General features: G+C 71.4%; 22 protein-coding genes. 10 read left to right on the forward strand and 12 right to left on the reverse strand.

Features of this window, described 5'->3' with window-relative positions; all coding sequences use genetic code 11:
* Positions 1 to 48: 48 nt before the first annotated feature.
* The 3 genes from IO24_RS0128845 to IO24_RS0128855 form a co-directional block, all read right to left on the reverse strand.
* Complete coding sequence (locus IO24_RS0128845) at positions 49 to 1161, reverse strand: sensor histidine kinase (RefSeq protein ID WP_031140593.1); 1113 nt, start codon at positions 1159 to 1161, stop codon at positions 49 to 51.
* Positions 1158 to 1898, reverse strand: a complete 741-nt coding sequence (locus IO24_RS0128850) for a response regulator transcription factor (RefSeq protein WP_030851757.1) — start codon at positions 1896 to 1898, stop codon at positions 1158 to 1160. The genes IO24_RS0128845 and IO24_RS0128850 overlap by 4 nt, the downstream gene beginning before the upstream one ends.
* A 136-nt stretch (positions 1899 to 2034) precedes the next feature.
* On the reverse strand, positions 2035 to 2712 hold the full coding sequence (locus IO24_RS0128855; protein WP_031140595.1) for a spermidine synthase family protein: 678 nt from the start codon (positions 2710 to 2712) through the stop codon (positions 2035 to 2037).
* A 171-nt stretch (positions 2713 to 2883) separates the two neighbouring features.
* Here IO24_RS0128855 and IO24_RS0128860 point away from each other — a divergent pair, with 171 nt between their 5' ends.
* Positions 2884 to 3684: a rhomboid-like protein gene (locus IO24_RS0128860; protein WP_031140597.1), complete on the forward strand. Its 801-nt coding sequence runs from the start codon at positions 2884 to 2886 to the stop codon at positions 3682 to 3684.
* 12 nt (positions 3685 to 3696) lie between these two features.
* Here IO24_RS0128860 and IO24_RS0128865 read toward each other — a convergent pair whose 3' ends face one another.
* On the reverse strand, positions 3697 to 4356 hold the full coding sequence (locus IO24_RS0128865) for a GNAT family N-acetyltransferase (protein WP_031140599.1): 660 nt from the start codon (positions 4354 to 4356) through the stop codon (positions 3697 to 3699).
* Between the two features lie 176 nt (positions 4357 to 4532).
* On the opposite strand from IO24_RS0128865, the gene lon reads away from it, so the two are divergent.
* Positions 4533 to 6947, forward strand: coding sequence for an endopeptidase La (gene lon, locus IO24_RS0128870; RefSeq protein ID WP_031140601.1), 2415 nt, complete (start codon positions 4533 to 4535; stop codon positions 6945 to 6947).
* A 191-nt stretch (positions 6948 to 7138) separates the two neighbouring features.
* Entirely contained in the window at positions 7139 to 7627 is a 489-nt protein-coding gene (locus IO24_RS0128875; protein ID WP_031140603.1) for a MarR family winged helix-turn-helix transcriptional regulator, read from the forward strand.
* A gap of 13 nt (positions 7628 to 7640) precedes the next feature.
* Here IO24_RS0128875 and IO24_RS0128880 read toward each other — a convergent pair whose 3' ends face one another.
* Positions 7641 to 8426 (reverse strand): protein phosphatase 2C domain-containing protein, encoded by a 786-nt coding sequence (locus IO24_RS0128880; protein WP_031140605.1) that lies wholly within the window; start codon positions 8424 to 8426, stop codon positions 7641 to 7643.
* Positions 8427 to 8782: 356 nt separating this feature from the next.
* Between IO24_RS0128880 and IO24_RS0128885 the strand changes: the two genes are divergently transcribed.
* The 5 genes from IO24_RS0128885 to IO24_RS0128905 are packed head-to-tail and all read left to right on the forward strand — an operon-like array spanning position 8783 to position 14857.
* Positions 8783 to 12013 carry a sensor histidine kinase gene (locus IO24_RS0128885; RefSeq protein WP_275935643.1) on the forward strand — a complete coding sequence of 1077 codons (3231 nt, stop codon included), beginning with the start codon at positions 8783 to 8785 and terminating at the stop codon, positions 12011 to 12013.
* A complete protein-coding gene (locus IO24_RS0128890; protein ID WP_031140609.1) occupies positions 12010 to 12534 on the forward strand; it encodes a roadblock/LC7 domain-containing protein in 525 nt (174 codons plus the stop codon). The genes IO24_RS0128885 and IO24_RS0128890 overlap by 4 nt, the downstream gene beginning before the upstream one ends.
* A complete protein-coding gene (locus IO24_RS0128895; protein WP_031140611.1) occupies positions 12531 to 12953 on the forward strand; it encodes a DUF742 domain-containing protein in 423 nt (140 codons plus the stop codon). The genes IO24_RS0128890 and IO24_RS0128895 overlap by 4 nt, the downstream gene beginning before the upstream one ends.
* Positions 12934 to 13581: a GTP-binding protein gene (locus IO24_RS0128900; RefSeq protein ID WP_031140614.1), complete on the forward strand. Its 648-nt coding sequence runs from the start codon at positions 12934 to 12936 to the stop codon at positions 13579 to 13581. The genes IO24_RS0128895 and IO24_RS0128900 overlap by 20 nt, the downstream gene beginning before the upstream one ends.
* Positions 13582 to 13594: 13 nt before the next feature.
* On the forward strand, positions 13595 to 14857 hold the full coding sequence (locus tag IO24_RS0128905; protein ID WP_031140616.1) for a styrene monooxygenase/indole monooxygenase family protein: 1263 nt from the start codon (positions 13595 to 13597) through the stop codon (positions 14855 to 14857).
* Here the strand turns inward: IO24_RS0128905 and IO24_RS0128910 are convergent.
* The 3 genes from IO24_RS0128910 to IO24_RS0128920 form a co-directional block, all read right to left on the reverse strand.
* Positions 14821 to 16035 carry a C40 family peptidase gene (locus IO24_RS0128910; RefSeq protein ID WP_031140618.1) on the reverse strand — a complete coding sequence of 405 codons (1215 nt, stop codon included), beginning with the start codon at positions 16033 to 16035 and terminating at the stop codon, positions 14821 to 14823. The genes IO24_RS0128905 and IO24_RS0128910 overlap by 37 nt on opposite strands.
* 106 nt (positions 16036 to 16141) lie before the next feature.
* Positions 16142 to 16465: a hypothetical protein gene (locus IO24_RS0128915; protein WP_031140620.1), complete on the reverse strand. Its 324-nt coding sequence runs from the start codon at positions 16463 to 16465 to the stop codon at positions 16142 to 16144.
* Positions 16466 to 16475: 10 nt separating this feature from the next.
* Positions 16476 to 17129: a TetR/AcrR family transcriptional regulator gene (locus IO24_RS0128920; protein ID WP_031140622.1), complete on the reverse strand. Its 654-nt coding sequence runs from the start codon at positions 17127 to 17129 to the stop codon at positions 16476 to 16478.
* A gap of 143 nt (positions 17130 to 17272) precedes the next feature.
* Here IO24_RS0128920 and IO24_RS0128925 point away from each other — a divergent pair, with 143 nt between their 5' ends.
* A complete protein-coding gene (locus IO24_RS0128925) occupies positions 17273 to 18037 on the forward strand; it encodes a class I SAM-dependent methyltransferase (RefSeq protein ID WP_031140624.1) in 765 nt (254 codons plus the stop codon).
* Positions 18038 to 18056: 19 nt separating this feature from the next.
* Here the strand turns inward: IO24_RS0128925 and IO24_RS0128930 are convergent, their stop codons facing one another.
* Positions 18057 to 18995, reverse strand: a complete 939-nt coding sequence (locus tag IO24_RS0128930) for an AurF N-oxygenase family protein (RefSeq protein WP_031140626.1) — start codon at positions 18993 to 18995, stop codon at positions 18057 to 18059.
* 121 nt (positions 18996 to 19116) lie between these two features.
* Between IO24_RS0128930 and IO24_RS0128935 the strand changes: the two genes are divergently transcribed.
* On the forward strand, positions 19117 to 20217 hold the full coding sequence (locus tag IO24_RS0128935; RefSeq protein ID WP_031140628.1) for a ferritin-like domain-containing protein: 1101 nt from the start codon (positions 19117 to 19119) through the stop codon (positions 20215 to 20217).
* A 19-nt stretch (positions 20218 to 20236) separates the two neighbouring features.
* Here IO24_RS0128935 and IO24_RS0128940 read toward each other — a convergent pair whose 3' ends face one another.
* The 3 genes from IO24_RS0128940 to IO24_RS0128950 all read right to left on the reverse strand — a co-directional run bounded on the left by IO24_RS0128940 (position 20237) and on the right by IO24_RS0128950 (position 23630).
* A complete protein-coding gene (locus tag IO24_RS0128940) occupies positions 20237 to 20746 on the reverse strand; it encodes a DUF3291 domain-containing protein (protein WP_031140631.1) in 510 nt (169 codons plus the stop codon).
* 62 nt (positions 20747 to 20808) lie between these two features.
* Positions 20809 to 22269 carry a penicillin-binding transpeptidase domain-containing protein gene (locus IO24_RS0128945; protein ID WP_031140632.1) on the reverse strand — a complete coding sequence of 487 codons (1461 nt, stop codon included), beginning with the start codon at positions 22267 to 22269 and terminating at the stop codon, positions 20809 to 20811.
* On the reverse strand, positions 22266 to 23630 hold the full coding sequence (locus IO24_RS0128950; RefSeq protein WP_031140633.1) for an FtsW/RodA/SpoVE family cell cycle protein: 1365 nt from the start codon (positions 23628 to 23630) through the stop codon (positions 22266 to 22268). The genes IO24_RS0128945 and IO24_RS0128950 overlap by 4 nt, the downstream gene beginning before the upstream one ends.
* Positions 23631 to 23667: the final 37 nt, after the last annotated feature.

Genomic DNA, 23667 nt, shown 5'->3' on the forward strand with positions numbered 1-23667 from the left:
GTCAGCGCGGACACCCGTGGATCTTGTGGCTCCGCTTCGAACTTTACGTCAACTTGGCACAGATGGAAGTCCCGGGAGAGTGACAAGAATCCGGCAACCTCGCTCGGATTCGGCCACTCCGATCCGGCCTCCGTGCAGGTCCACCGCCCAGCGGGCGATCGCCAGGCCGAGGCCCGTGCCGCCGTCGCTGCCCGGCCCCTGCGGCCGCTTGGCACTGCCGCGGTTGAACCGCTCGAAGACGCGGTGCCACTCGGACTTCGGAATGCCGGGGCCCTCGTCCAGGACCTCCAGCTCCAGCGACTCCGGCAGGGCGCCACGCCGCGCCTTGACCGTCACCCGGCCGTGCGGCGGGCTGTGCTTGACCGCGTTGTCGATGAGATTGGCGACGACCTGGTGGATGCGCTCGGGGTCCGCGTGCGCGGTCAACTCCGGCGGGTGGACGTCGAGGTGCAGATGCACGTCCGTACGGGTGTGACTGCCCGAGCCGGTCGCGATGCCCGCGCGCACGGAGGCGACCATGTTGGCCTCCTTCAGCACGCCGGACAGATACGGCCACACCTCGAACCGCCGCTGCTTCAGCGGTACGACGCCGTTGTCCAGGCGGGACAGGTCCAGCAGCGTCTCCACCAGCCGGCCGAGGCGCTCGGTCTGCTTCAGCGCCGTGCGCATCGTCTCCGGGTCGGCCTGCGTGACGCCGTCGACGATGTTCTCCAGCACCGCGCGCAGACCCGCGATGGGGGTGCGCAGCTCGTGCGAGACATTCGCCACGAGTTCCTTGCGCTGGCTGTCCTGGGCCTCCAGCTCGTCGGCCATGGCGTTGATCGTCACGGCCAGGTCGCCCAGCTCGTCACGGCGGTTCTCCCGCGTCCTGCGGGTGTAGTCGCCCTGCGAGATGGAACGGGCCACCGCGGTCATCTCGTCCAGCGGTGCGGTGAGCGAATGGGCCACGAACTGCGTAATGAGCAGTGTGGCGATCATCGAGAAGACCGTGATGAAGCGCAGCTCCGTCTTCGTGTGCACCGCGATCACCGACAGACCTGTGGTGATCAGCACCGAGATGACGACCAGCGCGCCCAGCTTGGTCTTGATCGAGAACGGGCTCACCCCGCCCCAGGGATCCGGCTCCCCGGGGTTTCTCCGTGCGGCCGGCCCGCCGCTCATGGCGTCGGGGTCTCCAGGGCGTAACCCACGCCGTGCACCGTGCGGATCCGCTCGGCGCCGATCTTCCGGCGCAGCGCCTTGATGTGACTGTCGACCGTGCGGGTGCCGGAGGCGTCCGCCCAGTCCCAGACCTCGGCGAGCAACTGCTCACGGGAGAGCACCGCACGCGGGGTGTTCGCCAGGCACACCAGCAGGTCGAACTCGGTGGGCGTGAGGTGGACGTCCTCGCTGCGCACCCGGACCCGGCGCTGCGCGTGGTCGATCTCCAGCTCGCCCAGGCGCAGGATGCCGGAGCGGGGGGTGGCCGCCGCGATGGCGGCCCGCTCCACCCGGCGCAGCAGGACGTGCACGCGCGCCGCCAGCTCCCGCATCGAGAACGGCTTGGTCATGTAGTCGTCGGCGCCGACGCCGAGCCCGACCAGCATGTCCGTCTCGTCGTCGCGCGCGGTGAGCATCATCACCGGCACGGGACGGGCGGCCTGCACGCGGCGGCAGACCTCCAGGCCGTCGAAGCCGGGCAGCATGATGTCGAGGATCAGCAGGTCGGGCTGCCACGCCTCGGCCGTGTCGACTGCGGCCGGACCGTCACCCGCTGTTTGCACGAGGAATCCCTCGGCCCGCAGGCGGGTCGCGATGGCGTCCACGATCGTGGCGTCGTCCTCGACCACCAGGACCCGGCGCTGGGCGCCCGGAGTAGCCGTCGCTGAACCGTTGTGGGAGGTCTGTGTCTGCTCCATCGCCCGCCCCTGGGGTGTGCTTTCCCGGAATCAGTGGGGTGATTCCTTCTGACTGGCTATGCCTGCGCATGGTTGCGATTGACGCTTGAATGATCGGCGTCAGGGGAGCAGCGTACGGGGAGTCAGCACACCTTTGCTATCCAGGGCTGATGCCGAGGTGCACGACGTCCGGAACGCCCCGGGCAACCGGGATCTCTTCGGTACGCACCTGCTGGAACCCGGCATTCCGCAAGGTTTCTTCAAATGGGGGAGATGGCTGGGCGGACCAGACGGCGAGAACCCCGCCCGGTCTCAACACCCTTGCACAGCTTGCCAGTCCGGCTTCCCCGTAGAGACTTCCGTTGCCGTCCGTGACGGTCCAGTCGGGTCCGTTGTCGATGTCGAGGCACAGGGCGTCGTATGTGTCGGATGTCTCATTGACGTGTGCGACGAGATCCGCCTCGACGATTGTGGTGCGGGGGTCCGCCAGGGCCCGGGCGGAGAGCGCGGCGAGCGGGCCGTCGAGATGCCATTCGACGATCGCGTGCTCCCGTTCCACCACCGTGATCCCTCCCCAGCGCGGGTCCGCCGCGGCGTGCGCGAGGGAGAAGCCGACGCCGAGACCGCCGATCAGGACCTCGGGGTGGTCCCGCCCGGCCAGGGCTTCCAGGGCCGCGTCGACCAGCCGACGCTCCGAGCGGCCGTCGGAGGTGTCCATCAGGAAACAGCCGTTGGCGATGATCTCCAGCCGGTCTCCGTGCCGCCGCAGCACCACCTCACCGTGCGGGCCCTCACGTCGGTCCAGTACATCGGGAATGTCGTACGGGGTAGGCATGGGGGCATCCTGGCAGGGGTGGGAGGTGCGGCGCCCGGCATTTCGCCGGGGCCTGCGGGGGACGCAGGGAAGGCTTTCGGGTTGCTGTGAATCGCCTCTCGCGTGGCGCGGGTCACAGACAGGGGGGTGTCCGGGGCGAAGGCTGGGACCCGAGCGAAGGGAGGGCCCGTTGTGGAACGCACCGCGCCGTCCCACGAGACGGCCGCACCGACGCCGGCGGACGCGCCCGTCTCCGATGTGCCGGGGCTGCTGGACGGGGTGCCGCGGCAGCGGGGTCCGTACGGAGCGGCGGGCGCGGGAGTGCGGGGGCCCGCTCCGGCGGCGGTGCCCCGGTCGCGGACGCTCCGCCCCTGGCGGCTGTTGCCCACCCCGGCGGGAACGCCGTTCACCTTCGGGTACGCGCTCCTCCTCTGCGTCACCTCGCTGATCTCTGCGTACGCGGACCCGGCCCTCGTGCACGCCCTGCTCCAGGGCTCCAGCACGGACGTGAGCCACCTGGTGCGCACACCGGAACTGGTGCTGATCGGCAGCGCGCTGTGGGTCGCGGGCGGAGTGACCTCCCCGTTCGCCATCGCCTTCGTGCTGGTGCTGACCGCGCTGGAACGGCGGATCGGGGCTCTGCGCACGGCCGGTGTCTTCCTGCTCGGGCACGTGCTGGCCACCCTCGCGACCGAGGTCCCGGTGGGTGTCGCGGTCCTGGCCGGGCACCTTCCCGACAGCTCCCTGCACCGCCTCGACTACGGCGTCAGCTTCGGCGTCGCCGCCGGCATCGGCGCCCTGGCCGGCCTCCTGCCGCTGTGGCTGCGCCTGCCACTGCTGGCCGGCTTCGGCTGGATGCTCCTCCAGGACCTGCTCGCCTTCACCGACCCGATGACGAACTGGGGGCATCTGATCGCCCTGGGCATCGGGATCGCGACCTGGCCGGTGGTCCGGCGGTGGTACACGAGGCGCCTCGGCCCCGCCGGGGGCTGACCGCGACGCCCCTCAGGTCCGGGCGGAGGCCGCCGGGCTGTACCTGGCGCTGGTCAGCAGCGCCACCACTTCCCAGCCCAGCGCCTCGTAGAGGCCTCGCCCCGCGGGCGTCCCGGCCAGGACGCCGGTCCGCGCCCCCTGCCGGACGGCGGCGTTCTGCAACGTCCGCATGACGAGACTGCCCAGGCCTTTGCGGCGGTGTTCGGGGGCCGTCTCGATCTGGTCGGCGACGGCGGTCCCGCCCGTCGGGGTGATCTGTCCGCGTGCCGCCAGGGACCCGTCCGGCGCGGCCACCATCAGGCGGGTCACTCCGCCGCGCGACCACTCGCGCAGCCGGTAGCCGTCGGGGGCGGCCGGAGCGTCGTCCGCCGTCAGCGGGACCGTCATCAGACAACCGGGCTCGGGGTCGATCCACCAGTCGTCGTCCAGCCAGCCGGAGACCACCGACGGGTCCCGGAACGCCTTCAGCCACACGCCGTGCCCGGTCACCGTGTCGGCCACCTTGCGGACGGTCGTCTCGTCGAGGCCGTCGCCCGTCGCGCCGAACACGTGCCGCGTGACGTGCCCCTTCATCCCCATGTCGATCGTCCAGCCCCACGGCTCGGCCATGGGTGGAGCGGCCCCGCGCGACACGACCCAGCCGTTCACCCATGCCTGCACGGTCGCGTCCACGTCATCTCCCTGTAACGATCGAAAGCGCTGATCACCTATTACCTGGGGGGACCTTACGTGTCCTCCCGCTCGCGGCGTCACCGGTGATCGCTGACAGCGAACAGCGGTGGGGGAACATCCGGCCCCGCCCGAGCATTGAGTCGGCATAACTCAACTTGACTGCCGAAGGGGAGATCATGGCTTCGACGTCTACACCGCTCACCCTGCCCGTGCTGCCGCTCGACGGCGAAATCGTGCTGCCCGGGATGGTGGTCCCGCTGGACCTGAGCGATTCCGAGGTCCGTGCCGCGGTGGAGGCCGCTCAGGCCGCTGCCCGGACAACGCCCGGAAAGCCCCGGGTACTCCTGGTGCCACGCATCGACGGGACCTACGCGAACACCGGTGTCCTCGGCACCGTCGAGCAGGTCGGCCGGCTCGCCGACGGCGACCCCGGCGCCCTGATCCGCGGCCGGAGCCGGGTGCGCATCGGCGCGGGGACGACCGGCCCCGGCGCCGCACTGTGGGTCGAGGGCACCCGCGTGGACGACACGGTGCCGGACCCCCTGCCCGGACAGGTCGCCGAACTGGTCAAGGAGTACAAGGCCCTCGCCACCGCATGGCTGCGCAAGCGCGGTGCCTGGCAGGTCGTCGACCGGGTCCAGGCGATCGACGACGTCTCGGCGCTCGCCGACAACTCCGGCTACTCGCCGTTCCTGACCACCGACCAGAAGGTCGAACTGCTGGAGACCGCCGACCCGGTGGCCCGGCTCAAGCTCGCCACCCAGCAGCTGCGCGACCACCTCGCCGAGCAGGACGTGGCCGAGTCCATCGCGAAGGACGTCCAGGAGGGCGTCGACAAGCAGCAGCGCGAGTTCCTGCTGCGGCGCCAGCTGGAGGCCGTCCGCAAGGAGCTGCGCGAGCTGAACGGCGAGCAGGAGGGCGAGGAGTCCGACGACTACCGCACCCGTGTGGAGGCCGCCGACCTGCCCGAGAAGGTCCGCGAGGCCGCGCTCAAGGAGGTCGACAAGCTGGAGCGGTCCTCCGACCAGTCGCCGGAGGGCTCCTGGATCCGTACCTGGCTCGACACGGTCCTGGAGATGCCGTGGAACGAGCGCACCGAGGACGCCTACAACATCCGGGGCGCCAAGGCGGTCCTGGACGCCGAGCACTCCGGGCTGGAGGACGTGAAGGAACGCATCACCGAGTACCTGGCGGTGCGCAAGCGCCGTGACGAGCGGGGCCTCGGCGTGGTCGGCGGGCGGCGCGGCGGTGCCGTGCTCGCACTCGTCGGGCCGCCCGGCGTCGGCAAGACCAGCCTCGGCGAGTCCGTCGCCCACGCCATGGGCCGCAAGTTCGTCCGCGTCGCCCTCGGTGGCGTGCGCGACGAGGCCGAGATCCGTGGCCACCGGCGTACCTACGTGGGCGCCCTGCCGGGCCGGGTCGTGCGCGCCATCAAGGAGGCCGGGTCGATGAACCCGGTCGTGCTGCTCGACGAGATCGACAAGGTGGGCTCGGACTTCCGGGGCGACCCGGCCGCCGCCCTGCTGGAGGTGCTCGACCCGGCTCAGAACCACACCTTCCGGGACCACTACCTGGAGGTCGAGCTGGACCTGTCGGACGTCGTCTTCCTCGCGACCGCCAACGTCCTGGAGGCGATCCCGGAGGCCCTGGCCGACCGGATGGAGATCGTCCGCCTGGACGGCTACACCGAGAACGAGAAGGTCGTCATCGCCCGCGACCACCTGCTCCCGCGCCAGCTGGAGCGGGCCGGGCTCGACAAGGACGAGGTGACCCTCGACGAAGGCGCGCTGCGCAAGCTCGCCGGCGAGTACACGCGCGAGGCGGGCGTCCGCACCCTGGAGCGGTCCGTCGCACGGCTGCTGCGCAAGATCGCCGCCCAGCACGAACTGGGCGAGCGGAAGCTGCCGTTCACCGTCCGGGACGAGGACCTGCGCGACCTGATCGGCCGACCGCACCACGTGCCCGAGTCCGCCCAGGACCCCGCCGAGCGGCGGACGTCCGTGCCGGGCGTGGCGACCGGGCTCGCGGTGACCGGGGCGGGCGGTGACGTGCTGTTCGTCGAGGCGTCGCTGGCCGACCCGGAGACGGGCGCGGCCGGGCTGACCCTGACCGGTCAGCTGGGCGACGTGATGAAGGAGTCCGCGCAGATCGCGCTGAGCTTCCTGCGCTCCCACGGCGCCGAGCTCGAACTGCCGGTGGCCGATCTGAAGGACCGGGGCGTGCACATCCACTTCCCGGCGGGCGCGGTCCCCAAGGACGGCCCGAGCGCCGGCATCACGATGACGACGGCCCTCGCGTCCCTGCTGTCCGGCCGGCTGGTCCGCACGGACGTGGCGATGACCGGTGAGGTCTCGCTGACCGGGCGGGTCCTGCCGATCGGCGGGGTGAAGCAGAAGCTGCTCGCCGCGCACCGGGCGGGTGTCACCACGGTGATCATCCCCAAGCGCAACGAGCCCGACCTGGACGACGTCCCGGCGGAGGTGCTGGACAAGCTCGACGTCCACGCCGTCACCGACGTCCGCCAGGTCCTGGAGCTGGCGCTCGCGCCCGCCACCGCGGGTGTGACGCCGGAGGTTCCGGTGGCCGCGTGACGGAGTGCATCGGATGAGAGAAGGCCCGGGTTCCCGTGCGGGAGGCCCGGGCCTTCACCGTGTGGTGGCCCTGTGTACGCGTACGCCGTGACCTGCGGAATACTTGCCGAACTGCGGTGATGACGGCAGGTGACGGAAAATCCCAGTACCGGAACTCTCACGTCCGGGCGACGACCGAGGCAGGGGCTCACGTGCACGAGGAAGGCAACGACGGACACCGCGACGCCGGTGTGGCCGGAAGCGGTGTGGATCAGCCGGCCTTCCTGGCGCTGGAGCGCGAGCTGACCGTCCTGCTGCGGCGCGCCCGGGCCAGCCAGGGCGAGATGGCCCGCGAGGTCCACCCCGACCTGGAGTCGTCCGCGTACGGCCTGCTCGTACGGCTGGACGAGTGCGGACAGCAGCGGGCCACCGAGCTCGCCGCCTACATCGGAGTCGGCAAGGCGACGATGTCCCGCCAGCTGCGCGCTCTGGAGGAACTCGGGCTGGTCGCGCGCGAACCCGACCCCGCCGACGGACGCGCCTGGCTCGTCGCCCTCACCCAGGAGGGCCGCGACCGCGTCCGCCGGGTCCGGGAGGCCCGCCGCGCCCGCTACGCCGGCCGCCTGGCCGACTGGGACTCCCGCGAGGTCACGGAACTGGCCCGGCTGCTGAACCAGCTCAACCGCGGCATGGACAAGTAGAGCCGGGCAGCTCCTAGATCTCGGCGAACACCACCGTCGCGTCGTCGTGCCGCTTGCTCCGGCCGAGGAACGTCGCGGCGGCGTCCGACCGCTCCAGCGTCCGGACGCGGTCCACCAGCGCCTGCGGGCCCTCCTTGCGGACCAACTGGAAGCAGTCGGTCCAGCCGCCCTCCTCGAACCGCTCCACCCAGCGGGTGGCGCCGTCCGTCAGCGCGGCAAGGGCGCGGACCTCGCTGCGGGGCAGGGTGCCGGTCACCGCTCGCCGGGCCACCGAGGGATCCGCCGCCGCCGTGAAGAAGCCGCCCTCCCTGTTGCGGAGGGTGGAGTCCACGAGCGCGTCCGTGGCCAGCGCCGAGCGGGGGAGCAGGGCCAGGCGGTCGTCGAGGACGGGTGTCACCACGCCGTCCGGGGACTCCAGCAGAAGAGCCGAGTCGGACAGGACCAGGTACTCCACGGTGTCCGGATTCCAGCGGGTCACGACCACGGTGGCCTGGGGGGTTCGGGGGTGAGAAAGGTCACAGGTTGCGGCGTGCGCCTCGGAGGTACGCGCGATGGCGCGGGACAAGGCGTCGACGAGGGGAACATCCGGGAGTGAAACGGTCAGTTCGGTCAGTGCGCCGCCCAGGTGTGCGGTGAACCAGGGGACGGAATGCAGACAGCCCGTCCCGGTCTTCGGTGGCGTGACGCCGTCCAGAACGACGACCGAACCGCCCTGTCCCGAGGCCGGAAGCCCGACACTGGCGAAGTCCTCGTTGGGGCGGTCGGCGTCTCCCGGTTCCGAGGCGAGTTCAGTACGCATCCGGCCAGTCTGCACGAGCCCTTCACAAGGTCCGCAGGAGGCTGGCAATGATTGCCGGATCGGCGCGGTCGCGCAGGTCAGACGCCTGGTTTGGGGTGGAATGATTTGTTCCGGGAAGACGTGGTGGCGAATACTGCCACCGGCCGTCGCCGCCGTCCAACCGGCGTGCCGCGCAAGGCCGCTGCAAGGGCCTGTGGAACTTGCCCCTCAACTCCCGTCCGGGGTTCACTCCTTCGAGTGGCGGGTCAGGTGATGCGCGTGCGCTGCCCACCGGCGCTGGGAGGGTCGGGAAGTGTACCGGGAGTACGCACCAGTTGACGGAGCGTCATCCGGGCCCAAGGGTTCACGAGTCAGGAATGCGAGCACCGGTGCAGAAGACGCGGCCTCGTCGCACAGGCAAGCAGACGGCCCCCGTTCAGGGCGCTGAGCCGACGCCCCCCACCGGCAAGGGACGCCCCACGCACGTACGCAACCGGCTGATCGTCGCCGTGGCCGTGGTCGCCGCTGCCATCGCCGGTGCCGGCACCCCGTCCGTCCTCGCCGCCTCCGGGCAACTCCACGACTCCCAGAAGCTGGTGACGCTCGCGGAGCAGACGCAGGACGCCCTCGCCCTCGCGCACTCCCTCGCCGACGAGCGGGACGACGTCACCCCCTACATCGCCGCCGGGCGCCCCAAGTCCAGGGCGCCCTCCGAGCAGCGCAGCGCCCGGGTCGACAGGCAGGTCGAGGAGCTGCGGTCCGACACCGACACGCCCGCCTCGCTCCGCTCGGACCTCGACGCCATAGCGGCCGTACGCAGGGCGGCGCTCACCGGCAAGAGCAGCGCCCTCGAAGCGCACCAGGCGTACTCCACCGCCATCACCGAACTCCACGGTCTCGCCGAGCAGCTGGCGCAGCAGACGCCGCCGCGCGCGGGTGCCGGCGGCTACGCGCTGGCCGAGCTGGACTCCGCCGTCCAGCAGGCCGCCGCCGCCCGCGGGCTGCTGCTCGCCGCGCTGAGCGTGCCGCGCAGCACCGGGACGGTCATCGACCCCGTCACCGGCCTGCCGGCCGAGACCTCCACCTCCTCGGACGAGGACACCCGGCAGCGCGACGCCCTCAGCGCCGCCGCCCAGCAGGCCAGGCTGCGCTCCGACGCGGCCCTGGCCGACTTCCGCGGCACCGCGCCCAAGCCGGCCCGCGCCTCCTTCGACTCCACGGTCACCGGCACCGATGTCAACTCCGCCGACAAGTACCTCGCCACCCTGACCGACCAGCCGACGCTCTCCCGCAGCGACCTCGCCACCGGCACCAAGAAACTGGACACGGCCCTGTCCGCCCGCGTCGACCTGATGCGCGGCGTGGAGTCGGCCCTCTACGACCGCCGCACCAAGGACCTCGAGGCGCTGCGCGACGACGACGTCACCGCGCTGGAGATCCGCATCGCCGTGCTCGGCGCCCTCATGCTCCTCGCCGTCGGCGTCGCCACGGGCATGGCCCGCAGCCTCACCCGCCCCCTCGCCGTCCTGCGCCTGGGCTCCAAGCGTCTCGCCGAAGCGGAGGACCCGGCGGCCGAGGAGCCGGTGAAGTTCACCGGCCGCAACGACGAGTTCGCCCAGGCCGTGCGGTCCGTCAACGCCCTGCACGCGCACGCGGCCGCCCTCACCGAGCGGATCACCACGCTGGAGTCCGACCGCAGGCACCTGGTCGGCCAGCGTCAGAAGATGGCCGACGCGCGCGAGGAACTGCGCGGCGAACTCGCCGAGTCCGCCGCCCAGCTGGAGCGGCTGCGTACGGCCATCGGCGGGACGTTCGTCAACCTCGCGCTGCGCACTCTCGGCCTGGTCGAGCGGCAACTGGCCGTCATCGAGAACCTGGAGGAGCGCGAACAGGACCCGGACCGCCTCGCCACGCTGTTCAAGCTCGACCACTTCGCGACGGTCATGCGCCGGCACAGCGAGAACCTGCTGGTCCTCGCCGGTACCGAGCACGTCCAGCATGCCGCCGGACCTGTGCCGCTGGTGGACGTCGTGCGTGCCGCGGTGAGCGAGATCGAGCGGTACGAGCGGGTCCGGATCGCCGCGCTTCCGCCGCACGCGCACATCGCCGGATTCGCCGCGGACGACCTCTCCCACCTGCTGGCCGAACTCCTGGAGAACGCCACCTCGTTCTCCCCGCCCGATCTGCCCGTCGAGATCTCCGGCTGGCTGCTGGAGAGCGGCGAGGTCATGCTCTCCGTCCAGGACGAAGGCATCGGCATGACCGCGGAGCGGCTGGAGCGCCTCAACTCCCGTCTCACCGACTTCGATCCCGAGGCGCCGTACGACCAGGAGGGCGAGGACGGCCTCGGCCTCGGCCTGTACGTCGTGGCCCGGCTCGCCCACCGCCACGGTGTGCGCGTCCAGTTGCGCGAGCAGAAGCAGGGCGGCGTCGCGGCCGTCGTCGTCCTGCCGCGCACACTCCTCGCCGCCGCCCCGCCCGTGGCCGTCCCGACCTCCGGCCCCCTCGCCGGCACGCCCCACTCCTTCTCCTTCCCGGGCGCCGACGCCGAGGCCAACTCCAACGTCCTGCACGGCCGCGCGGCCGGAGACGACCCTTTGGTCGCCCTGGCGGAGAAGGCGGTACGCCAGGACGAAGCCGTGGCCCCGGAACCGGCCGTGGCCCCGGATCCGGCCGTGGCCCCGGAGCCGGCCGGGGGGCCGGAGCCGGCCGGGGGGCCGGAGCCGGCCGGGGGGCCGGAGCCGGCCGGGAACCCGGAACCGGCTGGGGACTCGGAACCGGCCGGGGCGGCAGCCCCGACGGCGCCCGCCGAACCGACCACGCAGGACGGGCAGGCCGCGCGCGCCGAGCGCTCCGCGCCCGCCGAACCGCCGACGCCCTCTGCGGCGGCATCCGCCGACCTGGCGGCGACCGGTGACCCGGCGGCATCCGTTGACCCGGTGACGCCCGGTGACCCGGCGGCATCCGCTGACCTGGTGACGCCCAGCAGCCTGGCCGTGCCCGGCACCCTCGCAACGCCCGGTGACCCGGTGACGCCCGCCGACGTGGCCGTGCCCGGCACCCCGGCCGCACCCGCCGACCCGGCCGCACCCGCCACCCCGTCGGCACCCGCCGACCCGGTCGAGTCCGTGGAACCCGTGGAGTCCCTGGCGGAGACCACGATGGAGCTGCTGATCCCGGTGCAGCCGGGGGCGTCGGGCTCGGACCGGCACGAACCCGTGGCCGGCGACGGCGAGAACGGCCCGCAAGGGCCGCCCGCCGCCGGTGACGCGAGCCGTACGGGCGGTGCGGGCGGGGGCGAGAGCCCGGAGCACGAGCGTGCGCTCGACGAGGAGGAGGACCGCGTCACCGACAAGGGCCTCCCCAAGCGCACCCCGAAGATCACCGCATCGACCACCGCCCCGCGCCAGCGCAGCGGCTCCGTCGACGCCGACGCCCTGCGTCGCCGTCTCGGCGGCTTCCGCCAGGGCGCCCAGGCCGGGTACCGGGACGTGGAGGCGGAGATCGCCGAGAGGACGGCCTCGCACCAGCGGCCGGCCACCGGCGCAGCAGGACCAGCTGGATCCGAAGAAGCCACGGGGGGCACAGTCGAGGAGGCAAGCAGTTGACCGCTCCCAGTACCTTCGGACTGATCGGACTGAGCAGTGAGGCCCGCAACCTGCACTGGCTTTTGACCAACCTCGTCGAGGAGGTACCCGGCATCCTCTCGGTCGCGGTCGTCTCGTCGGACGGACTGCTGCTGCTCTCCTCCGACGACCACCGCAACAAGGAGGCGAGGGAGGCCCTGCAGGCTCGCGGGACCCGGCGCACCGGCCCGCGCGGCTCCGCCGCCGACCTGGCCACGATCGTCTCCGGCATCGGCAGCCTCACCGTCGGCGCCGCCAGGCTGATGGCCTTCGGCGGGGTCCGGCACACGATGATCGCGATGGACGAGGGCAGCCTGTTCGTGATGTCGATCAGCGACGGCTCGCTGCTCGGCGTCCACGGCTCCGCGGACTGCGACATGAGCGTGGTGGCGTACCACATGGCCCTGTTCGTCGGCCGTGCCGGCCACGTGCTGACGCCCGAACTCCGCAGCGAGCTCCGTAAATCCCTGGAGGATTCCCAGACGGCGGGGAGTGCCCGATGAGCAGTACGCCGAAGCATCACCTGCCGGTCCGCGGCGGCGACCGCAAACCCGCCCGGGTCCGCCCCTACTCGCTCACCGGTGGCCGCACCCGGTTCGGCCACGTCCTCCTCGTGGAGACGTTCGTGGCGAGCACGGCCGCGCTGGACGCCCCGGAGGAGCGCAGGGAACTGACGAACGGCAACCTCTCCACCCGCGTCATGCCGGAGCTGCGGGCCATCGTCGAACTGTGCCGCCGGATGCGTACGGTGGCCGAGATCGCCGCGCTGCTGAAGATGCCGCTCGGCGTGGTCCGCGTGCTCCTCAGCGACCTCGCGGACCAGGGAAAGATCCGTGTGTACGGAACGGGCACCGGCCATGGCACGGGCCGCCCGGACCGGGCTCTGCTGGAAAGGGTGCTGAGTGGACTCCGTCGTCTCTGACGTCGCTCACGGCGTCACTGGTTCATCGCCGTTCGTCCAGCCCGGCGAGAGCATGCACGCCTGGGAGACGGACCGCACCCGTGCCCCGATCGCCACGAAGATCGTGGTGGCGGGCGGCTTCGGCGTGGGCAAGACCACGCTGGTCACCGCCGTCTCGGAGATCACGCCCCTGCAGACCGAGGCGCTGATGACCGAGGCGAGCGAGGCGACCGACGACCTCACGGCCACGCCGGGCAAGACCACCACCACCGTCGCCATGGACTTCGGGCGCCTCACGCTCGACGACGACCTGGTGCTGTACCTGTTCGGCACGCCGGGCCAGCAGCGGTTCTGGTTCATGTGGGACGACATCGTGCGCGGCGCGATCGGCGCCGTCGTCCTGGCCGACACCCGCCGTCTGAAGGACTGCTTCCCGGTTCTGGACTATTTCGAGAGCTCCGGACTGCCGTACGTGGTCGCGGTCAACCACTTCGACGGCAGTGAGCTGTTCGAGCCGGAGGACGTGCGGGAGGCCCTGACCATCCCGCGGCACATACCTGTCATGATCATGGACGCGCGTCGCCGGATCTCCGTGATCGAGACCCTCCTGGCCCTCGTGGGCCACGCGCTCGACGAAACCCCCGAGTAGAGGACAGCCCCGCATGCGGAAGATACTCGTCGTCGGAGCCGGTCAGTCCGGGCTCCAGATCGCTCTCGGCCTCCAGTCGCAGGGGTACGAGGTCACCCTGATGTCCAACCGGACGGCGGACGAGATCCGCACCGGCCGGGTCATGTCGACGCAGTGCATGTTCCACACGGCCCTGCAGCACGAGCGCGATCTCCAGCTGAACTTCTGGGAGTCCCAGGCCCCGAAGATCGAAGGACTCGGCGTCTCGGTCGCCGCCCCCGGCTCCTGGGCCGAGGGCCCCTCCGCCCGCGCCATCGACTGGCTGGGCAAGCTCGACGGACACGCCCAGTCGGTCGACCAGCGCGTGAAGATGGCCGGCTGGATGGAGACGTTCGCCCAGCGCGGCGGCCAGCTCGTCATCCACGGCGCGGCCGTCGGCGACCTCGACTACTTCTCCCGCACCTACGACCTGGTGCTCGTCGCGGCCGGCAAGGGCGAACTGGTCCAGATGTTCGGCCGGGACGCGGAGCGCTCCCCCTACAGCGAGCCGCAGCGCGCGCTGGCCGTGGCGTACGTCCACGGGCTGGGCCCGCGCCCCGAGCACCCCGGCACCGAAGCGGTCCGCTGCAACCTCGTTCCGGGCGTCGGCGAACTGTTCGTCATGCCCACCCTGACCACCTCCGGCCGCGCCGACATCCTGTTCTGGGAGGGCATACCCGGCGGCCCGCTCGACGTCTTCAACGGCGTCAAGGACCCCGCGGAGCACCTCTCCCTGACCCTGGAACTCATGGAGCGGTACGTCCCCTGGGAGTACGCGCGGGCCACCAAGGTCGAACTGACCGACGCCGGCGGCACGCTGGCCGGGCGCTACGCCCCCACCGTCCGCAACCCCGTCGGCCGCCTCCCCGGCGGCGGACTCGTGCTGGGCGTGGCGGACGTCGTCGTCGCGAACGACCCGATCACCGGGCAGGGCTCCAACTCGGCGTCCAAGTGCGCCGCCGCGTACCTCTCCTCGATCGTCGAGCACGGCGACAAGCCGTTCGACGAGGAGTGGATGCGGGCCACCTTCGACCGCTACTGGGCCACCGCCCAGCACGTCACCAAGTGGACCAACGCGATGCTCGCGCCGCCGCCGGAGCACATCCTGAACCTGATCGGCGCCGCCGGTGAGCTCCAGCCGGTCGCCGACCGGTTCGCCAACGGCTTCAACGACCCGGCCGACTTCGAGAACTTCTTCTACGACCCGGCGAAGACGCAGGCCTATCTGGTCGAGGTGTCCGGCGCGGGCGCCGCGTAACCCTCGTCGCCCGCATAGCCCTCGTCCGGCCCGTCCGTGGCGCCCTCGGGGAGCTCCGGCGGCTCGTAACGCCGCAGGGGCTCCCCCTCCGGGTCCGGTCGGACGGCGCCCAGGACCGGGTTGGCCGCGATCGGTGACACCTTCACCTTCGCGCCCGGACGGGGTGCCTGGACGACCATGCCGTCGCCGAGGTACAGCGCGACGTGCGTGGCCTTCGGGAAGTACACGACCAGGTCACCCGGGCGCAGCTCGTCCAGGGGGATCCGCTCCAGCCGCTTCCACTGCTCCTGGCTGGTCCGGGGGATGGGCGCCCCGGCCTCGGCCCAGGCCTGCGAGGTCAGCCCCGAGCAGTCGTACGTCCTCGGGCCCTCCGCGCCCCACTCGTAGGGCTTGCCGACCTGCCGCACGGCGTGGCGCACGGCCCGGCCGCCCTCGGCCGACGGGGTGCGCAAGCTGCTGTTGCTCCCGTTGCTCCCGTTGCTCTCGCCGTTGCTGCGGCTGCCTTCGCTGCCGAGCGCGCCGGAGGCCATGAACTTCTTCTGCGCCTTCGCGATGCCGTTCTGCTCGAACTCGGCGAGCTCGGTGAGCTGGTCACGGCTGAGGGAGGCGAGCAGTTCCTCGACGTCGTGCAGGCGGGCGCGGACCTCGTCCCGTTCCTTCTTGCGCCGCTCGGTGAGGGCGAGCCGCCGGTCGAGGGCCGTGCGGGCCTTGCGGGCCAGCTCGTGGGCCTTGCGCTCGTCGCCGGTGAGCCGGCCGATGGTGTCGGCCCGCTCCTGTGCGAGCCGTCCGATCACATGGCCCTGCTCGATCGCGTGCTGCGGGTGGCGGGCCAGGAGCAGGCGCACGTAGGGAGAGATGCCGGTGCTGCTCTGGTACTGCTGCCGGGCCAGCCGGCCGGCAGCGCCCCGGCTGTCGTGCAGGGAGAGCCGGGCGCGCGCGAGGGCGCGGTCCAGGCGGTCGGTCTCGGCGCGCTGCTTCTTCAGCTTCTCCTCGGTGGCGTTGTAGGCCTCGGTGGCCTCCTCGGCCTTCCTGTACAGCGCTTGAAGATCTGTCAGGAGACCGGCCACGTGGTGCTGTTCCGTGTCCGGCTCGGGAACGGCCGTGGCCGGGGCGGCTCCCAGGACGGTTCCGGCCGCCGTCGCCGCGATGCAGACCAGACGCAGAAGCTTTCCTGACATGCCATCACCTCCGTTGCGGGGGCGGCGTGGTGCCGCCGGACATCGTGAGGATCAGGCGTATGCGGGCGGTGCGCGCGGTGGGTGTGCGCGGTTCGGCGCAACGGGGTCACCCGTCGGCGTCGTCCGGCTTGCCGGGCGGCGTGGCGTCTGGCTTGCCGGAGGGTGGGACGTCCGGTTTCGACCAGGGCCAGTTGAGCCGGCGGGGAGGGACGCCTTCCGGGGCGTACTCGTACTTCCAGCGGTTGGTCAGGCCGGCCTTGCCCGGCCCCCGGGGGACGCGGCGGTAGACGAGCACGGTGTCCGGCCCGCCGTCGGGGTCCGGGACGGGGATGCGGTACGTCTTGGGCGGGTGGCCGGTGATGCCGAGGAGGACCGGCAGGACTCTGCCGTCCATGGGGCCGCCCTCGAACGGGGTGTCTTCGCTCTTCACGGAATCAGTGTCAGACATCCTCGGCAAGGGCCTGGACCAGGGTGTCGGTCTGCGGGTCGCGACGGGCGGTCACGGTCAGCATCGCCACGAACTGTTCGACGAGCCAGTCGCGGAGGTCCTCGGCGGGGGGCTGCTTGTCCTCGTCGAGCCAGATGAGCGACGACGCCTCCACGGCGGTGATCCACATGCGGATGGTCATGCGCAGGCTGGGGCCGGGGACGGTGACGCCCAGGTGGTTGAGGATGTGCTCGGCGGCGACGCGGCGGACGCCGTCGACGATGGCGGTGGTGCGTGAGGTCTCCACGACGCTGCCGCCCTGGAGGAGGGCGCTGAAGCCGGTGTCGTGCTCGTCGACGAAGGTGAGGTAGCGGTCGAGGGCGCGGGACAGGCGGGGGAGGAGGGGGCCTTCGCGGGGTTCGTCGAAGCAGTGCTGGAGTTCGTCGGCGGCGGAGCGCAGGGCGGCCTCGTAGAGCTGCTGCTTGCCGCCCGGGAAGTACCGGTACACCAGTGGCCGCGAGACTCCGGCCGCCTCCGCCACGTCGTCGAGGGACACCTCCTCCGGGGCGCGGTGGGCGAACAGTTTCAGCGCGGACGTCAGCAGCTGACTGCGGCGTTCCTCGACGCTGAGTCGCCGGTAGGCGGGGGTGGGGGCGGCTGGTGTCATGCCTGGCAGCGTAATCGGGGGGCCGGGGGGCTGCGTAGCGGTGGTGCGTGCGCGTGCTTCGCCTGATGCCGGGGGGTGGGCGGGGCCGCCTCGGGGTTGAAATCCTGTTGCGGGGGCGCCGGCCTCTTCGATCCACTGTTTTCATGACCCATGACGGCCCTGCGGACCATGTGGAGCAAAACCGGCGCTTCTGGGATGACGAGGCGGCTGCGTGGCACGGGCCGCTCGCCCGTGATCACTGGGCGCAGGCAGCACCGTCATGGGGGCTGTGGGCCACCCCTGAGTCGCAGGTCTCCGTGCTTCCCGACGATATCGACGGTATGCGCGCCATTGAGCTGGGCTGCGGTACCGCCTACGTTTCCGCTTGGCTGGCCAGAGCAGGGGCCCACCCGGTGGGGGTCGACATCTCGGAGAAGCAGCTCGCCACTGCTCGCGCGATGCAGGCGGAGTTCGGCATCGACTTCCCCCTCGTCCTGGGCCATGCCGAGAAGGTGCCCTACGAGGACAGCACGTTCGATCTGGCGATCAGCGAGTACGGCGCCTCGTTGTGGTGCGACCCCTACCAGTGGATCCCGGAGGCAGCGCGGCTTCTCGCTCCCGGAGGCCGGCTGGTGTTCTCGCGCTACTCACCGCTGTTCGCGCTGTGCGTCCCCTCGGAGGGACCGGCCTCCACCAGCCTGACCCGCGGCCAGTTCGGCCTGACCCGGCTGGACTGGGGGAATCGCGTGGAGTTCATCCTGCCGCACGGTGAGATGCTCCGTCTGCTGCGGTCCTGCGGCTTCGTCGTCGAAGACCTGATCGAGATCCAAGCGCCCCAGCCTGCGCACCAGGACTACCCAGAAGTCTCCGTCGACTGGGCCCGGCAGTGGCCCAGCGAGGAGATCTGGAAAGCCCGGCTGGCAGGCTGAGCGTCGATTCCCCCGCCCCCTACGCCAGCAACCCCGACGACTTCCACAGCCGTCGCCCGACCCCCCGCAGCACCCCGATGTCGTCGAGGAAGTCGGTCAGGCGCTTGGAGCCGTTCTGCATGACCTCGCGGCGGTGTCCGCTCGCCCGGACCTGGGCGAGGGCCTCGCGCTTGTCGAGCCCTACGTTCGTGTAGACGTCGGGGTTCACGAAGGCCACCGAGAAGACGCGGGCGAACTCGCCGGAGGTGATGCGGGTGAACTCCTGGGACCACTTGGGGGCCGTCACCATCTGGCGGCGGAGTTCCTCGCGGGCGTAGCGGACGTGGCGGGCCTCCTCCACGACGTGGATGCGGGTGACGCCGCGGACCAGGGTCTGGACGCGCTCGTCGGGGAACGTCAGCCGCTGCATCCAGTCCAGGACCTCCTCGCCCAGCAGGGTCGCCGTGAAGGAACCCGGCGTGGTGGAGATGGTCTTGAACAGGCGGCCCAGCTGCTGGTGCGCGCGGCTGACCGGGTACCAGGGCGTGTCGCCCTGGGCTATCAGCCGGGCGAACATCCTGGAGTGCCGGCACTCGTCCTCGATCTCGGTGAGCGCGTACCGGACGTGCGCGCTCGTGGCCGCCTTGTCGTAGATGTGCCGGACCAGCAGTTGCATGAGGATGATCTCGAACCAGATGCCGAGCGAGGCCAGGGCCGCCGCCTCGTGCTGGGAGAGCAGGATCCGCTGCTCCTCGCCCATCCGTTTCCAGAGCGGGGTGTCGTAGAGCGACACAAGCTCCGGCGGCCAGAACCACTTGCCCTCCTCGAAGGGCGCGTCCCAGTCCAGCTCCTTGTCCGGATCGAAGGAGTGCTTGGCGGAGGAGTCGAGCAGCCGCTGGGCCACCTGCTCCCGGTCCTTCAGCAGGCCGAGAGCATCGCGCAGGCCGTCGAGCGCGTCGGCTTCCGTCAGGGTCGTCATGGCTGCCCACCTCGTTGTGCACACGTCACTGTTTCTCTTATGAGACTGCCTGTCAGCAAGCTCGTCAATCCCCTGCGCGCTACTTGTTGACCCGGTGTCTACCTCGTGTGAGCCTGCGGACATGCCGACCTTCGACCTGTACACCAAGGAACCGGAAGAGCCCGTACGGCAGGTGCCGGCGAGCGGCGCGGCCCGTTTCAACTGGGAGTACGACGACGGGCGCGACCGTCTCCTGGCCCTCTACCAGAAGGGCAAGGACAAACAGTGGGACGGCCAGAAGCGGATCGACTGGGACCTGGAGGTGGATCCGTACGACCCGCTCGGCACCCCGGACGAGGCGATGTCCCTCTACGGGACCAGGCACTGGGCGAAACTGACGGACAAGGACAGGGGCGATCTGCGGCGGCACTACGCCTCCTGGCAGTTCAGCCAGTTCCTGCACGGCGAGCAGGGCGCGATGATCTGCGCCGCGCGGATCGTGGAATCGGTCCCCGACCTGGACGCGAAGTTCTACTCCGCGACCCAGACCATGGACGAGGCCCGGCACGCCGAGATCTACGGCCGCTTTCTGCACGAGAAGATCGGGATGCTGTACCCGATCAACGACAACCTCCAGTCCCTGCTGGACGACACACTGCGCGACTCCCGCTGGGACATGCCGTACCTGGGCATGCAGGTGCTGATCGAGGGCCTCGCGCTGGCCGCCTTCGGCATGATCAGGGACACGACGGACAAGCCGCTGCCGAAGCAGATCCTCGCCTACGTCATGCAGGACGAGGCCCGGCACGTCGCCTTCGGGCGGATGGCCCTGCGCGACTACTACCGGCAGCTCACGGACGCCGAGCTGAGGGAGCGCGAGGAGTTCGTCATCGAGGGCTGCTACCTCATGCGCGACCGGCTGCGGGGCGTGGAAGTCCTGGAGAACTTCGGCATCCCCAAGGGGGAGGCCGAGGAGTACAGCGAGCAGTCCGAGTTCCTCACCCTGTTCCGCAAGCTCCTCTTCAGCCGCATCGTGCCCTGCGTCAAGGACATCGGCCTGTGGGGCGAACGCCTCCAGCAGGCCTACGTCGACATGGGCGTCCTGGAGATGGGCGACTCCAGCCTGGACCTGCTGATGTCCCAGGACGAGGAGATCGCCGAGAAGCTCGACGCCGAGCGCTTCGCGGCGGAGGAGCAGGAGCGGGTGGCGGAGGTGCGGGGGGCGATCGACGCGGGGCGGTGAGCCGCCGAGTGAGGACCGGCTAGAGCGCGCAGCCCAGTCCCTCGGGCACCTCGCCGATCAGCGGGGTCGCGCCCTGGGGCGGGAACGACGTCCGCAGGGTGAAGGCGTACGGCGTCGGGCCGTGGGTGCGGATGTGGAGGAGGCGGGATTCCGCCTCGGCCACGGTCGGGCGGTGACCGGCCGGCACCCACCACAGGGCGACCATGGCCTCCTCCACGCGCTCGAACCACTCGCGGCGGCGGGCGAGCATCTCCCGGTGCCTGCCCTGGTACATGTACGCCGTCAGTGAGTCGGCGTCGCGCCACACCGACATGTTGAGGATCAGCCAGGAGTCGCCGAAGACGGACACGTCCGTGGCGTTGCCGGTGTCGCTCTGCAGGCGCCAGACGAAGCCGTCGGCCGCGTCGGCGTCGGCGTTCACCGGGTCCAGGCTGTCGACGAAGTCCTTCAATTGCGGGGAGTCCAACGGGGCCTTCAGGCGGGCGATGTTGACCTCGGCGAGTTCGTACGCGGCAGCAGGCTCAGTCATGTACCGAACGTTAGGTCGGGCGTTCCCGGCGCGGTAGAGCCGTCTCAGCAACTGGGCACTCCCTAGTGGGACTTGAGCACCGCCTCCATCACCGCCCGCGCGATCGGCGCCGCGTCACCGCCCCCGCTGATGTCCCCGCGGTCCGCCTCCGCGTCCTCCACGACGACCGCGACCGCCACCCGCGGCGCCACGTCGCGGTCGCCCTGCGCCCAGGAGACGAACCAGGCGTAGGGCGCACCGGAGTTGCCCAGGCCGTGCTGGGCGGTGCCGGTCTTGCCGCCGACCTTGGCGCCGCGGATGGCGGCGCTGCGCCCGGTGCCGTTCTCGACCACGTCCCGCATCATCGCCCGCAGCCGGACGGCGGTGGACGGGTACATCGCCTGACGGACCGCCCGCGATCCGGCCGTCGCGAGGGTGCTGCCTCCCGGCCGGGTCGTGCGCTCCACCAGGTAGGGATCCCGTACCTGGCCGCCGTTGGCCACGGCCGCCGCGACCATCGCCATCTGCAGCGGTGTGGCGCGGGTGTTGTACTGGCCGATCGACGACAGGGCCAGCTGGGCCTTGTCGAGGGTGGTGTCGAACGTGGACCGGGCCACCGGGAAGGGGATCCTCAGCTCCCCGTTGTTGAACCCGAAGGCGTGCGCCGTGGCCGTCATGTCCGTGACGCCCACCTCCACGCCGAGCTTGGCGAACACCGTGTTGCAGGAGAAGGCGAAGGCCTCACGCACGGAGGCGTCTGCGCAGCCCTTGGACGCGTTGGCCAGCCGCGTCCGCGTCCCGGGCAGCCGGTAGGGGTCGGGGGAGTCGGTCGGCGCTTCGAGGTCCGTGACCACACCGGCGTCCAGCGCGGCGGCCGCGGTGACCACCTTGAAGGTCGAGCCGGGCGGGTACGTCTGCCGCACCGCCCGGTTGAGCATCGGCCGGTCCCGGTCCGCGTGGAGCCGCGTCCAGGCCCGGGCCGCCGCCGAGCCGTTGCCGGACAGCGGCTGGGGGTCGTAGGACGGGGCGGACACCAGGGCCAGGATCCGGCCGGTCGACGGCTCCAGCGCCGCCACCGCGCCCTTACGGCCCGCGAGCCCCTTGTACGCGGCCTCCTGCGCGGCCGGGTGGAGTGTCGTGACGACGTCTCCGCCGGCGTTGCGCGCACGCGTGAAGTCGTTCCACAGCGGGAACGGCGCGAGCATCGGATCCGCGCCGGACAGCACGCCGTCCTCCGTGCTCTCCAGCAGCGTCGTCCCGTAGAGCTGGGAGGCGAAGCCGGTGACCGGGGCGTACATCGGGCCGTCGGTGTAGGTCCGTTCGTAGCGCAGGTGCTCGCGGGTGTCCTTGGAGCCGGTGACGGGCCGGCCGCCGACCAGGATGTCCCCGCGGGGCTGCTCGTAGCGGGTGATGTCGGGGCGCCGGTTGGCCGGGTTGCGGTCGTACGCCGGTGCCTGGACGACCTGGACGCGGGCGGCGTTCAGCAGCAGGGCCACCAGCAGCAGGGCGCAGAAGTATCCGGCGTGCCGGATGTGCCGGGTCACCGGGTGTCCTGCCCGTCGTAACTCCGCCGGGCCGAATCGCTCACCCGGACCAGCAGCGCCACGATCGCCCAGTTGGTGACCACCGACGAGCCGCCCTGCGCCAGGAACGGCATCGCCATGCCGGTCAGCGGGATCAGCCCGGTCACCCCGCCCGCGATCACGAACACCTGGAGCGCCACCAGCGAGGCGAGTCCGACCGCGAGCAGCCGGCCGAAGGGCTCGCGCTGCGCGAGACCCGCGCGAAAGCCGCGCTCCACCAGCAGGCCGTAGAGGAGGAAGACGGCGCAGAGGCCGGCCAGGCCGAGTTCCTCACCCGCGGTGGCCAGGATGAAGTCCGACTTCACGGCGAAGCCGATCAGGAAGGAGTGGCCGAGTCCGAGGCCGGTGCCGAGCATGCCGCCCTCCGCGAAGGCGAACAGCGACTGGGCGAGCTGGTTCGCACCCTCGCCCGCCTCGATCGAGGCGAAGGGGTGCAGCCAGGTGTCGATCCTGCTGTGCACGTGCGGTTCCAGCCGGCCCACGGCGACGGCACCCAGCGCGGCCAGGAGCAGGCCGACCGCGATCCAGCCGGTGCGGCCGGTGGCGACGTAGAGGAGGATCACGAACAGGCCGAAGAAGAGCAGCGAGGTGCCGAGGTCGCGTTCCAGGACCAGCACGCCCACGCTCACCAGCCAGACGGTGACGATCGGGCCGAGGACGCGACCGGTGGGCAACTGGAGCTTCCAGACGCGGCGGCCGGTGTAGGCGAGGGCGTTGCGGTTCGCCGCAAGGTACGCGGCGAAGAACACCGCCAGCAGCACCTTCGCGAACTCGCCCGGCTGGATGGAGAACCCGGCGATCCGGATCCAGATGCGGGCCCCGTTCACCGCCGGGAACAGGATCGGCAGCGTGAGCAGGACCAGGGCCGAGACCACGCAGACGTACGTGTAGCGCTGGAGCACCCGGTGGTCGCGCAGCAGCAGGACGACCAGGATGAACAGCGTCACCCCCAGGGTCGACCACACCAGCTGGGCCGGTGCCGCCCGGTCGCCGGGGGTCTCCAGGTCGAGCCGGTAGATGAGCACCAGGCCCAGCCCGTTGAGCAGCACCCCGATGGGGAGGAGCAGGGGGTCGGCGTACGGGGCCCGCAGGCGTACCGCCAGATGGGCCAGCAGTGCCAGTACGCCGAGTCCGGCGCCGTAGCCCGCGGCGCCGGGCGGAAGCGCTCCGTGCCGGGCCAGGCCCACGGCGCAGTAGCCGTACACCGACAGCAGGACGGCCAGCACGATGAGGGCGAGTTCGATGCCCCGGCGCCGGGGGAGGGGGCGGACGGCGGGCGCGGGCGGGTCCGCCGTCGCCACGGTGATTCCGGCCTTGCTCATGTCCGGAACCTACCCAAACGGTGCGTCTTGCGTGTCT

Source organism: Streptomyces flavovariabilis, from assembly GCF_000725785.1.
GTDB classification, from domain to species: Bacteria; Actinomycetota; Actinomycetes; order Streptomycetales; family Streptomycetaceae; genus Streptomyces; species Streptomyces hawaiiensis.

Bases quoted from the DNA above. Each gene is read 5' to 3' on its own strand.
- IO24_RS0128845 (WP_031140593.1), bottom strand. From the start codon at position 1,161: ATGAGCGGCGGGCCGGCCGCACGGAGAAACCCCGGGGAGCCGGATCCC.
- IO24_RS0128850 (WP_030851757.1), bottom strand. From the start codon at position 1,898: ATGGAGCAGACACAGACCTCCCACAACGGTTCAGCGACGGCTACTCCG.
- IO24_RS0128855 (WP_031140595.1), bottom strand. From the start codon at position 2,712: ATGCCTACCCCGTACGACATTCCCGATGTACTGGACCGACGTGAGGGC.
- lon (WP_031140601.1), top strand. From the start codon at position 4,533: ATGGCTTCGACGTCTACACCGCTCACCCTGCCCGTGCTGCCGCTCGAC.
- IO24_RS0128880 (WP_031140605.1), bottom strand. From the start codon at position 8,426: ATGCGTACTGAACTCGCCTCGGAACCGGGAGACGCCGACCGCCCCAAC.
- IO24_RS0128885 (WP_275935643.1), top strand. From the start codon at position 8,783: ATGCGAGCACCGGTGCAGAAGACGCGGCCTCGTCGCACAGGCAAGCAG.
- IO24_RS0128895 (WP_031140611.1), top strand. From the start codon at position 12,531: ATGAGCAGTACGCCGAAGCATCACCTGCCGGTCCGCGGCGGCGACCGC.
- IO24_RS0128905 (WP_031140616.1), top strand. From the start codon at position 13,595: ATGCGGAAGATACTCGTCGTCGGAGCCGGTCAGTCCGGGCTCCAGATC.
- IO24_RS0128910 (WP_031140618.1), bottom strand. From the start codon at position 16,035: ATGTCAGGAAAGCTTCTGCGTCTGGTCTGCATCGCGGCGACGGCGGCC.
- IO24_RS0128920 (WP_031140622.1), bottom strand. From the start codon at position 17,129: ATGACACCAGCCGCCCCCACCCCCGCCTACCGGCGACTCAGCGTCGAG.
- IO24_RS0128925 (WP_031140624.1), top strand. From the start codon at position 17,273: ATGACCCATGACGGCCCTGCGGACCATGTGGAGCAAAACCGGCGCTTC.
- IO24_RS0128930 (WP_031140626.1), bottom strand. From the start codon at position 18,995: ATGACGACCCTGACGGAAGCCGACGCGCTCGACGGCCTGCGCGATGCT.
- IO24_RS0128935 (WP_031140628.1), top strand. From the start codon at position 19,117: ATGCCGACCTTCGACCTGTACACCAAGGAACCGGAAGAGCCCGTACGG.
- IO24_RS0128940 (WP_031140631.1), bottom strand. From the start codon at position 20,746: ATGACTGAGCCTGCTGCCGCGTACGAACTCGCCGAGGTCAACATCGCC.
- IO24_RS0128950 (WP_031140633.1), bottom strand. From the start codon at position 23,630: ATGAGCAAGGCCGGAATCACCGTGGCGACGGCGGACCCGCCCGCGCCC.